Genomic DNA, 9,574 nt, shown 5'->3' on the forward strand with positions numbered 1-9,574 from the left:
GGTGCTCAGGCCGCCTGCAGTTGCCGATCCAGCCCATCGATGCACTCGCGCATCTGCGCCTGGCACTGTTCGATCAACGCCGGTATGTCATCCAGGGTCAGGCCGGCGGTCGGAATCGGCGGCAGCGAGCGGATCAGGATCCTGCCGCTGTTCCAGCGATTGAGGCGCATGTGATTGATGTAGTTGCTGACGCACACCTGGACAATCGGCACGCCGGCGGCGATGGCCATGTGGAACGCGCCTTTCTTGAACGGCAGCAGCTCCTTGCCGAGATTGCGCGTACCCTCGGGGAACACCCAGATCGAGGTGTCCTTGTGTTGCAGCGTATCGGTAGTGGTCAGCATCGCTTGGCGCGCCTTGTGCGCGTTGCCGCGGTCGATCAGCACATTGCCCGCCAGCCAGAACAACTGGCCGAACAATGGCACCCACTTCAGGCTTTTCTTGCCGATGCACACCGTACGATGGGGCACCACGTTGCCCAGCACGAACAAATCGTAGTTGGACTGGTGATTGGCAATCACCACGCAGCTCTGTTGCTTGTGTGTCAGCGAGTCGACATCGGCACTGACCCGCAAGCGCAGAATGCACATGGCCGGCCAGGCATACAGCCGGGCACACAGGCGACTATTGTCCGGATTGAACGGGCGAACCAGGCCGAGCACCACGCCGAGCACGCCGGCCAGAACAAAATGCAGGCCCATCAATAACATACGAAACACAAACAGCATCAACAGGCCCACCGGGGACAAAAGGTGGCGCAGTGTACGGATGTGCACTGTTTTCGGCAATTACTGCGATAGCGACGGGAGATGGGCGATGTTTAAGCGCATGTTTCCGGGATTTGCTGTCAGACGCAGGCTAGAGCTGTTGAGGCTGGATTCATCTACAGTGTAGGGAAAAGCCCGACTCTTTTGTCGGACTTTTCTTTGCTGGCGGCTGAGCCGTTAAACCAGATGGGCCTGATCCTGGACGATCGCTGCATCCAGGGTATCCAGCAGGGCCTTGCGTACCTTGAGCTTGGTGTTCTTGTGTGCGGTCATGTTGATCTTCTTCAATTGGCGCGCTGCGGCCAACGCTGCGCCGTGCAGTTCTTCGGCGGTCACCACCTTGTCGAGGAACCCTGCATCCACCGCGCCTTGCGGATCGAACATCTCGCCGTTGATCACTGAGCGGTGGAACGCCGACTTGCGCAGGCGATCACGGGCCAGTTCAATGCCGGCATGGTGCATGGTCATGCCGATCTGCACTTCGTTCAGGCCAATGCTGAACGGGCCGTCGACACCAATCCGGTAGTCGGCTGACAGCAGAATGAACGCACCCTTGGCCACCGCATGCCCAGGGCACGCGACGATCACCGGGAACGGGTGGGCCAGTAGCCGGCGGGCGAGGGTTGAGCCGGCAGTGACCAGACTCACGGCTTCTTTCGGCCCGGACGTCATGACCTTCAGATCGTAGCCGCCAGAGAGGATGCCCGGCTGACCGGTGATGATCACCACCGCCCGATCCGTTACCGCCTGATCCAGCGCAGCATTGAAAGCGCCGATCACGTCCGGCGAGATGGCATTGACCTTGCCATTGCTCAAGGTCAGGGTCGCGATACCGTCTTCGAGGTGGTACGAAATCAACTCACTCATGACGCTATTCCTTATAGAGAAGTGGGGCAGACGTTACCCATGGCCGCAGGCCAGGTAAAGCGCCGTGACTGACCGGCCAGTCAGCCAAACCAACGCCGCCCTCTACTATCAGCCACGCTTGCACAGCCTTCGCTTCTATATAGACGCACGCGCCTGGCCGAAGATTGGCCGGTTTGCCCTGTCCGCAAACCCACAGGAATCGCCAAATCGCTTAAGCGCATGAAAATTCTGAAAAAAATGTTTGCCATCAGAAAAGCTTTCGACTACATTAGCGCGCCTCGACAGACAGAACTTGTTTGAAGAGATACGGTGAAGTGTCCGAGTGGCTTAAGGAGCACGCCTGGAAAGTGTGTATACAGGAAACTGTATCGAGAGTTCGAATCTCTCCTTCACCGCCACATTCTGCAAACACAAACCCCTGATTTTCCTAGAGAAAGTCGGGGGTTTGTGGTTTTTGGCGTGTGGAAAATGGGCGATATGGGAGCGGTCGTGGGAATTTCGACTCAAGTATTCTCAATACCCGCCCCCACCACCCCCACTCGAAGGTTCCCGCGCTTTTTTCTGCGCCATGCTCCATTCGGCGCAGGTCATGAAGCTTTTGTGATCGACCTTTTCGTTGCCATCAAAACTGACGTTGTAGTGTTGCGTGCGATCCGTCTCGGTCAGCAGGTAGTCGTTGCAGGTGCCGGGTTCGATGGTGCGGGCGCTGGTGGAGAGCGGTTTGCCGCCGATTTGCTCGACTTGGGCCTGGCTCATGCCGTCTTTGACCTTGGCCACCAACGGCTGGTTGGCGAAGACCTGTGCGTTGGTGCTGCAGCCCGTTGCCAGCGTCTGGACAGTTGTGGGTGCTGGTCGGGGAGAGCAAGTGCAGCTACATTTTCCCTTTTGGGTGCAAGGAACAATCATGCGGATATGGATCGCGGCGCTGGCGGGTGTGCTGTTGGCAGGATGCTCGTTGCCGGCTTCGCTGGTGCCGGGTGAGCCGAACCTGAGCAAGGAATCGGCCAAGCCACCCAAAGAGGTCGCCGAATGCGTGCTGCCAGCCTGGCAGCGTGAGGTGCCCAAAGCGAGTCAGACCTCGGTATCCAATGGTTACAGGATCAACGCACCTAGCCTGATCACCGCTGACGAGATTCTGGACATCGTCAAATACAAGGACGGCAGCAAGGTCTCGCTCTATCAGGGGCCGCCGTGGGCCAAGTCCGGGGCATTGCGCAAGGCGGTGCGCGATTGCCTGTAGGTCAGGGGGCGACCTGGGTTTCGCAGACGAAGTAGTTGCTTTGGCGGTTTTTCGCGGTAAGGTCGCGGGTCAACCGCTTGGCCTCGGCGACGCACAGTTGGTAGGCGTCAGCCTGCACCCAGTGTTCGACCGGGATCACTTGGCAACTGCTGCGCGACGCGTCGGTGCACAGGTACAGCAACAGAAATACCGTCATACACACTCCTGCGCATCCTTGAGCGGCAGGCAACTGCCGTCATCATTGAGTATGTACGTCTCCAAGGCTTCGGCCAGTTCTACAAGGAACACTTCATGATTATCACCACGACCCACAGTGTCGAGGGCCGGCAGATTGCTGCCTACCTGGACGTCGTCAGCGCCGAGTCGGTACAGGGCATCAACGTTGTGCGGGATATGTTCGCCGGGATGCGCGACTTCTTCGGCGGGCGCTCGCAGACGCTGGAGAAAGCTTTGCGCGAAGCACGGACCCAGGCGACCGACGAGCTCAAGGAGCGTGCTGCAAAACTGCAAGCCGATGCGGTGGTGGGGGTCAACTTTGAAATCAGCATGCCGTCGGGCAAGGGCAGTATGCTGGTGGTGTTCGTGACGGGCACGGCGGTCAGGCTCAAATAGGCGGTTTAGAGCCATTCGTCGGTTGCTTGCAGGTTGAATGGGTGGTCCTGGAATGACCGGCTAGTCTGGAATCTCTTGAGGGGCTGTGTTCTTTAGGCAATCAGTTGCTTGCCGGCGCAGGCCCGTGTGGAGGGACGCAGAGATGAGCAATCCGTATATTGAAGATGATGGCGCTGAGTACCCGGTGAATAACTGCGTGCACTGCGGGCAGACGGACTACGTCTCGGGGTTTGGTGAAACGCCGATCAAGCCAGGCCAGGCCCGGTTACCTTCAACCAGCAAAACCACGACGAAACCCTTTATGCCCAAAGTCGCAATGCGCTTGCGCAAGTGATCCAACGCCCCACTGACCCCGCCGATGTGCGGGGTTTTTTCTGTCTGCTTATTGGTGTCACATCTTGTATTGAAGTCGGTTGGGACGGCCTGGTCCTTTCACGTTTCTTTCACAACTCAGGCCGTAGTCTTGAATCATCCGTTAGAAGCAAGTTTGTCAGCCCGTTCCCCAGCGGGCTTTTTTTTGCCTGCGATAAAACTCTTGGCGAAAATGCTGTCCAACCCTCGCGCGTAGAAGGGTTGCCGCCGTATTGGCTGAACATACGCCCTTCATCCGCAGCCAATAATCAACGGATTCGTACACTTTTTGAGGTTCATGTCATGCGTTTAACTCTGCCTGCTCTGGTTCTGGGCCTTCTGGTTGCTCAAGGTGCAATGGCGGCCAGCAATGGCACCGCAGCGCTGGGCGGTGGCTTGGGTGGTGCGCTGGGCAACGTGGTTGGACAAAAGCTCGGCGGCAGCACTGGCGCGACCATCGGTGCCGGTGTCGCGGGTGCGGCCGGTGGCGCAGCCGGTGCGCACAAGGGTAACCGCACCAAGGCGGCTATCGGCGGTGGCGTTGGCGCTGCCGGTGGTTCGGTGATCGGCCGTTCGTTGGGTGGCAAGGACGGCGCGACTATCGGTGCCGGTCTTGGCGGCGCGGCAGGTGGCGCAGTGGGCAACAGCATGGGCAAGAAAGGGCACTGATCCTTCGCCCCGTCTGCAGCACCAGAGCCCGGCGAAATGCCGGGCTTTTGCATGGTGCCGGGAGGGGCGCGGGAGCCGTTACAACTCCAGTTGATCAGCGCGGATGCCGAACGCTGCGGCAATTTTTTCGCGAGTCGCCCGGCGCGGTTTGTTGACCGCTTCCTGCTGGGCAAGCGCCGGCTGGGAGATGCCCAGGCGTCGGGCGACTTCATCCTGGGTCAGGTTCAGGTGTTCGCGCCAGGCGCGGATTGGGGTCGCGCCGTCGACAATACGGCTGACCACGGCATGGGGAATCAGTTCGTCGCTACCTTGCTGGGCGACGTACTGCTGGTAGGGGATCACCACGAAGGCCGGCTCGCCGTCGGGGCCGTGGATGATTTGTACGTCAGTAGGTGCGTTCATCGCGTTTTTTAACCTCTTGAATGCTGGTCACCTGAATCGCGCCGTCCCAGTCGAACAACACCCGGTAATCGCCGGCTCTCAGCCGATAGCCATAGGTGTGCAAGGTGAGAGCTTTGACATTGGGCACATCGGGCATGTGTTCGAGTTGAGTGACCGCATCGCGGATCCTGACACGGTGTTCGCTGTGTATTCGCAACAACTGCTTGACGGCTTTGCGGGTCCAGAAAATTGAATTCATGAGAGTTTAATAAGTTAAGCATAAGACTTGCAATGCTTGACTTATAAAAAAATAAGTCATTGAACCACGCTTTCCTTGCGCTCACGAATCACCCTAGACAGGGATCGAAGAGGAGTAGCTGGCAAATGGTTGCTCCATGTAAACCTGTCTCGCTATGCTGCTGAACCCTTTCATCGCGCCAGGCTGCGAGGTGGATTGGGTCATGGCTTTACCTGAGCCGTTCCCGGAATGTTGTGTTGATAACGGATCAGATGCGATGAATGCACCGTTGAAGCTGGCCCCGATCAAGGCCGTTATTTTCGATATGGATGGTCTGTTACTCGATACCGAGGGGATTTACACCGAGGTTACGCAGATCATTGCGCAGCGCTATGGCCGCCATTTCGACTGGACCATCAAGCAGAACATCATTGGTCGCGGTGCTCTGGACCTGGCGGGTTACGTGGTGCAGGCATTGGACTTGCCGATCAGCGCCGAGGAGTTCCTGCGGATTCGCGAGCCGTTGCTGCAGGAGCGATTCCCCCACGCCCCGGCAATGCCGGGCGCGCGCGAGTTGGTTGAGCACTTGAAGGCCTGGCGGATTCCGATCGCCATTGGCACCAGTTCCTCGAGCGGTTCATTCGCCCAGAAAGCCACCCGGCATGGTGATTGGTTTGCCCTGTTCGACACCATTGTCACAGCGGATGACCCAGAGGTGGGCGCGGCCAAGCCGGCACCGGATATCTTCCTCACCGCCGCGCGACGCCTGGGCGTGGCGCCCGCCGATTGCCTGGTGTTCGAGGATTCGCCGTTCGGCGTGACCGCGGCCAAGGCGGCAGGCATGACCGCCATTGCGGTGCCGGACGCGGCCATGGCCGATGAAAAGTATGCTCATGCCGATCGCATTCTGCGCAGTCTCGATGCCTTCCCGCTGCAGGCCTATGGCTTGCCGGTGTTCGAGACGGTCTGAACAAAACGCCGGGTAACCTGATCAGGGTTTCCCGGCGTTGGTTTTGCTGGTCTGGCGTCAGGCGCCGAAACCACCATCGATGGTCAGGCTCGCGCCGGTGATGTAACCCGCTTGCGGGCCCACCAGGTAGGCGACAAAGCTGGCTATTTCCTCGGCAGTGCCGTAGCGACCCACAGCCATCAGCGGGATCAGACTCTCGGCAAAGTCACCGTGGGCCGGGTTCATGTCGGTGTCGACCGGGCCGGGTTGCACATTATTGATGGTGATGCCCCGTGGACCAAGGTCGCGCGCCAGGCCCTTGGTCAGGCCGACCAGCGCCGCCTTGCTCATGGCATAGGGGCCGCCACCGGCGAAGGGCATGCGGTCGGCGTTGGTGCTGCCGATGTTGATGATGCGACCGCCTTCAGTCATGTGGCGGGCGGCTTCCTGGGTGGCGATGAACACGCTGCGCACATTGATCGCCAGAGTCTGGTCGAAGTCTTCCAGTTTGAAATCTTCCAGCGGTGCGACTGCCAGTACGCCGGCGTTGTTGACCAGAATGTCCAACTGGCCAAAAGTCTGCACCGTGGCGTTGACCGCGCTGCGGATGGCCTCTGCGTCGGCGCTGTCGGCCTTGATCGCCAGGGCCTTGCCACCATTGGCGGTGATGCTGTCACGCAGTGCTTCGGCCTTGGCGGCGGAGCTGACATAGGTGAAGGCCACGGCGGCGCCTTCAGCGGCCAGGCGTTGGACGATGGCTGCACCGATGCCGCGGGAGCCGCCCTGGATCAGCGCTACTTTGCCGCTGAGGGTGTGAGTGGTCATGTTGATCTCCAAAGTCCCGAGGCGAGATGCCGCGGTTGATGGAGCCTAGTATCGATTTCCGATTACCTGCTGTGTAGACGGTAATTGCGATAGTCTGTGTAAACCAGAAGTTGATAGTGGCGGCCATGGAAACCTTCAGCAGTATCGAATGCTTCGTCCGCAGCGCCGAAGTCGGCAGCTTCGCCGAGGCGGCGCGGCGCTTGAGTCTGACGCCGGCGGCGGTGGGCAAGAGTGTCGCCAAACTGGAGGTGCGCCTCGGTGTGCGGCTGTTCCAGCGCAGCACCCGCAGCCTGACACTGACCGAGGCCGGACAGCTGTTTTTGAGTGAGGTCAGCGTCAGCCTGCACACCATCCAGAACGCGGTGGCCAACCTGGCCAGCGCCGAGGGGCGACCGGCCGGCACACTCAAGGTCAGCATGGGGACAGTGTTCGGGCGCCTGTACATCGTGCCGTTGCTCGGCGAGTTTCTGCGGCGTTTTCCGGCGATCAACCCTGACTGGCACTTCGATAACCGTCAGGTCGACTTGATCGGGCAGGGTTTCGATGCGGCCATCGGCGGCGGTTTCGAGCTGCCCCAGGGCGTGGTGGCGCGCAAGCTGACGCCGGCGCATCGGGTGCTGGTGGCATCCGCCGAGTACCTGGCGCGCAATCCTGCGGTGCTCGAGCCGGATGATCTGAAACTGCATGACGGCATCTTGATTCGTTCGCCGCAGACCGGGCGTGTGCGTTCCTGGCAGCTGACGAGTCGTGATCAGCGGCACAGTCCGCTGAGCCTGCGGGCGCGGATGACCATGAGCGATTCGGAGGCGGCTTGCGCCACGGCGGCCCAGGGCCTGGGCATCGCTTTGGTAAGCATGCCGTTCGCGCTGGGGTATTTGCAGGCGGGAACCCTGCAGCGAGTGTTACCGGACTGGTATGTCGATGATGGAAATATCTCGATCTATTACGCCGAGCACAAACTGTTGCCGGGCAAGACCCGAGCGTTCGTCGATTTTGTTATCGAGCAATTTACCGAACAGGGCATGGCGCGGCGTTTCAGTGCGCTCTGAGCCTCGATTTCAGCGGGCGGGCCAGCCGACGATGGCTTTCGCCCGCGGGGCGGCATAGGTGCGTACCTTGGAGGTCGACAGGCCGAGGCGAACCAGCGATTCGGCCAAAGTCACCGCCGCCGTCACCCCGTCCACCACCGGCACGCCGCTGCGCTGGCGAATCTGCTCCGCCAGCCCGGCCATGCCGCCGCAGCCGAGGCAAATGACTTCGGCCTTGTCCTCGCGCACAGCGATTTCGGCCTGCTGCAGGATGGCCTGCAGGGCGCGCTCGGGATCTTGCTCGAGTTCCAGTACTGCCAGCCCACTGGCACGCACCGAGGCACAGCGTTGCCAGAGCCCGGACAGTCTCAGGCGATCTTCGATTAACGGCACCGTGCGGTCGAGGCTAGTGACCACCGAGTAGGCGTGCCCCAGGAACATCGCGGTACTGGCGGCAGCATCGGTGATATCGACCACGGGCACCTCAAGCAACTCCTGCAAACCCTCGCGACCGTGTTCACCATAGCCGGCCTGGATCACTGCATCGAACGGCTGGTCATAGGCCATGACCCGCTGCATCACAGCGACGGCTGCCAGATAGCTTTCGAAGTTGCCTTCGATCGACTCGGCACCGAAGTGCGGGGTCAGGCCGATGATTTCGGTGCCGAGCGCTGCCACGCTTTGCGCCTGGCGAGTGATGGCCTGGGTGATGGATTCGCAGGTGTTGACGTTGACCACGAGTATGCGCATGGACCGTCCTTGCAACGTTCTGTTGTGGGTGCGGGAATGGCAGTTGTACCGTGATTCGAGATGATTGCATACAAAAATTGCATGCAATATATGGGGCGGGCAAATTGCACCCCGTAGGAGCTGGCTCCTACGGGGGAGAGGGGAATCAGGCTTTCTTGATGATATTGCCCGCGTGCAAACCACACTCTTTCTGCGTGGCTTCTTCCCACCACCAGCGACCTTCGCGCTCGTGCTGGTTTGGCAGTACCGGACGGGTGCAGGGTTCGCAGCCGATGCTGATGAAGCCGCGCTCGTGCAAGCTGTTGTAGGGCAATTCCAGCATGCGGATGTAGCCCCAGATCTCTTCGCTGGTCATTTGTGCCAGGGGGTTGAACTTGTACAGGGTGCGCTCAGGGGTGGAGAACGCGCTGTCGATCTCCATCACCGCCACCTGGCTGCGGGTGCCCGGGCTCTGGTCGCGGCGCTGGCCAGTGGCCCAGGCGCGCACGGTGGACAGCTTGCGGCGCAGCGGTTCGATCTTGCGGATGCCGCAGCACTCGCCGTGACCGTCCTTGTAGAAACTGAACAGGCCTTTTTCCTTGACGAACGGCTCGAGCTTGCTGTGATCCGGCGAGACCAGTTCGATCTGGATGTTGTAGTGCTCGCGCACCTGATCGATGAAACGGTAGGTTTCCGGGTGCAGGCGCCCGGTATCCAGGCTGAACACCTTGACGTTCTTGTTCAGCTTCCAGGCCATGTCCACCAGCACCACGTCTTCGGCGCCGCTGAACGAGATCCACAGCTCGTCGCCGAATTCGGCGAACGCCAGCTTGAGAATGTCCTGGGCGGATTTGTTGGCATAGGTCGCGGCGAGTTCGGCGACGTCGAACGATGGGCTCATCAGGGCGGTTTCCTACA

The 9,574-nt window shown here is 60.2% G+C and carries 15 protein-coding genes and 1 tRNA gene; 7 read left to right on the forward strand and 9 right to left on the reverse strand.

Features of this window, described 5'->3' with window-relative positions; translation table 11 throughout:
* Positions 1-5: 5 nt before the first annotated feature.
* Positions 6-728, reverse strand: coding sequence for a 1-acyl-sn-glycerol-3-phosphate acyltransferase (locus NR126_RS16130; RefSeq protein ID WP_027618069.1), 723 nt, complete (start codon positions 726-728; stop codon positions 6-8).
* 216 nt (positions 729-944) lie between these two features.
* Complete coding sequence (locus NR126_RS16135; protein WP_027618068.1) at positions 945-1,634, reverse strand: crotonase/enoyl-CoA hydratase family protein; 690 nt, start codon at positions 1,632-1,634, stop codon at positions 945-947.
* Positions 1,635-1,942: 308 nt separating this feature from the next.
* On the opposite strand from NR126_RS16135, the gene NR126_RS16140 reads away from it, so the two are divergent.
* A tRNA-Ser gene (locus tag NR126_RS16140) sits at positions 1,943-2,032 on the forward strand.
* Positions 2,033-2,147: 115 nt separating this feature from the next.
* Here the strand turns inward: NR126_RS16140 and osmE are convergent.
* Positions 2,148-2,540: an osmotically-inducible lipoprotein OsmE gene (gene osmE, locus NR126_RS16145; RefSeq protein WP_372826637.1), complete on the reverse strand. Its 393-nt coding sequence runs from the start codon at positions 2,538-2,540 to the stop codon at positions 2,148-2,150.
* Between osmE and NR126_RS16150 the strand changes: the two genes are divergently transcribed.
* Positions 2,539-2,874, forward strand: coding sequence for a hypothetical protein (locus NR126_RS16150; protein WP_027618066.1), 336 nt, complete (start codon positions 2,539-2,541; stop codon positions 2,872-2,874). The two genes, osmE and NR126_RS16150, sit on opposite strands and share 2 nt — an antisense overlap.
* 1 nt (position 2,875) lies before the next feature.
* Here NR126_RS16150 and NR126_RS16155 read toward each other — a convergent pair whose 3' ends face one another.
* Positions 2,876-3,070 carry a hypothetical protein gene (locus NR126_RS16155; RefSeq protein WP_051550495.1) on the reverse strand — a complete coding sequence of 65 codons (195 nt, stop codon included), beginning with the start codon at positions 3,068-3,070 and terminating at the stop codon, positions 2,876-2,878.
* 95 nt (positions 3,071-3,165) lie between these two features.
* Here NR126_RS16155 and NR126_RS16160 point away from each other — a divergent pair, with 95 nt between their 5' ends.
* The 3 genes from NR126_RS16160 (at position 3,166) to NR126_RS16170 (ending at position 4,506) form a co-directional block, all read left to right on the forward strand.
* Positions 3,166-3,486, forward strand: coding sequence for a YbjQ family protein (locus NR126_RS16160; RefSeq protein WP_256830619.1), 321 nt, complete (start codon positions 3,166-3,168; stop codon positions 3,484-3,486).
* Positions 3,487-3,628: 142 nt separating this feature from the next.
* A complete protein-coding gene (locus tag NR126_RS16165) occupies positions 3,629-3,820 on the forward strand; it encodes a hypothetical protein (protein ID WP_027618064.1) in 192 nt (63 codons plus the stop codon).
* Positions 3,821-4,140: 320 nt separating this feature from the next.
* Positions 4,141-4,506: a glycine zipper domain-containing protein gene (locus NR126_RS16170; RefSeq protein WP_027618063.1), complete on the forward strand. Its 366-nt coding sequence runs from the start codon at positions 4,141-4,143 to the stop codon at positions 4,504-4,506.
* 78 nt (positions 4,507-4,584) lie between these two features.
* Here NR126_RS16170 and NR126_RS16175 read toward each other — a convergent pair whose 3' ends face one another.
* Together NR126_RS16175 and NR126_RS16180 are read right to left on the reverse strand one after the other, a co-directional pair.
* Positions 4,585-4,908: a helix-turn-helix domain-containing protein gene (locus NR126_RS16175; protein WP_105754487.1), complete on the reverse strand. Its 324-nt coding sequence runs from the start codon at positions 4,906-4,908 to the stop codon at positions 4,585-4,587.
* The gene (locus NR126_RS16180) at positions 4,892-5,146 is read right to left on the reverse strand and encodes a type II toxin-antitoxin system RelE/ParE family toxin (RefSeq protein ID WP_027618061.1); all 255 of its coding nucleotides are present in this window, start codon (positions 5,144-5,146) and stop codon (positions 4,892-4,894) included. The genes NR126_RS16175 and NR126_RS16180 overlap by 17 nt, the downstream gene beginning before the upstream one ends.
* Before the next feature lie 256 nt (positions 5,147-5,402).
* On the opposite strand from NR126_RS16180, the gene NR126_RS16185 reads away from it, so the two are divergent.
* Positions 5,403-6,095, forward strand: a complete 693-nt coding sequence (locus NR126_RS16185) for an HAD-IA family hydrolase (protein ID WP_256830620.1) — start codon at positions 5,403-5,405, stop codon at positions 6,093-6,095.
* A gap of 57 nt (positions 6,096-6,152) precedes the next feature.
* Here NR126_RS16185 and NR126_RS16190 read toward each other — a convergent pair whose 3' ends face one another.
* Entirely contained in the window at positions 6,153-6,899 is a 747-nt protein-coding gene (locus NR126_RS16190) for a 3-oxoacyl-ACP reductase family protein (RefSeq protein ID WP_027618059.1), read from the reverse strand.
* A 125-nt stretch (positions 6,900-7,024) separates the two neighbouring features.
* Here NR126_RS16190 and NR126_RS16195 point away from each other — a divergent pair, with 125 nt between their 5' ends.
* On the forward strand, positions 7,025-7,948 hold the full coding sequence (locus NR126_RS16195; RefSeq protein ID WP_256830621.1) for a LysR family transcriptional regulator: 924 nt from the start codon (positions 7,025-7,027) through the stop codon (positions 7,946-7,948).
* Between the two features lie 9 nt (positions 7,949-7,957).
* Here the strand turns inward: NR126_RS16195 and NR126_RS16200 are convergent, their stop codons facing one another.
* Both NR126_RS16200 and NR126_RS16205 read right to left on the reverse strand, forming a co-directional pair.
* On the reverse strand, positions 7,958-8,677 hold the full coding sequence (locus NR126_RS16200; RefSeq protein WP_256830622.1) for an aspartate/glutamate racemase family protein: 720 nt from the start codon (positions 8,675-8,677) through the stop codon (positions 7,958-7,960).
* 145 nt (positions 8,678-8,822) lie between these two features.
* Positions 8,823-9,557, reverse strand: coding sequence for a phosphoadenylyl-sulfate reductase (locus NR126_RS16205; protein ID WP_027618056.1), 735 nt, complete (start codon positions 9,555-9,557; stop codon positions 8,823-8,825).
* Between the last annotated feature and the right edge of the window lie 17 nt (positions 9,558-9,574).

The organism is Pseudomonas sp. Pse1 (assembly GCF_024519635.1).
Lineage (GTDB): Bacteria > Pseudomonadota > Gammaproteobacteria > Pseudomonadales > Pseudomonadaceae > Aquipseudomonas.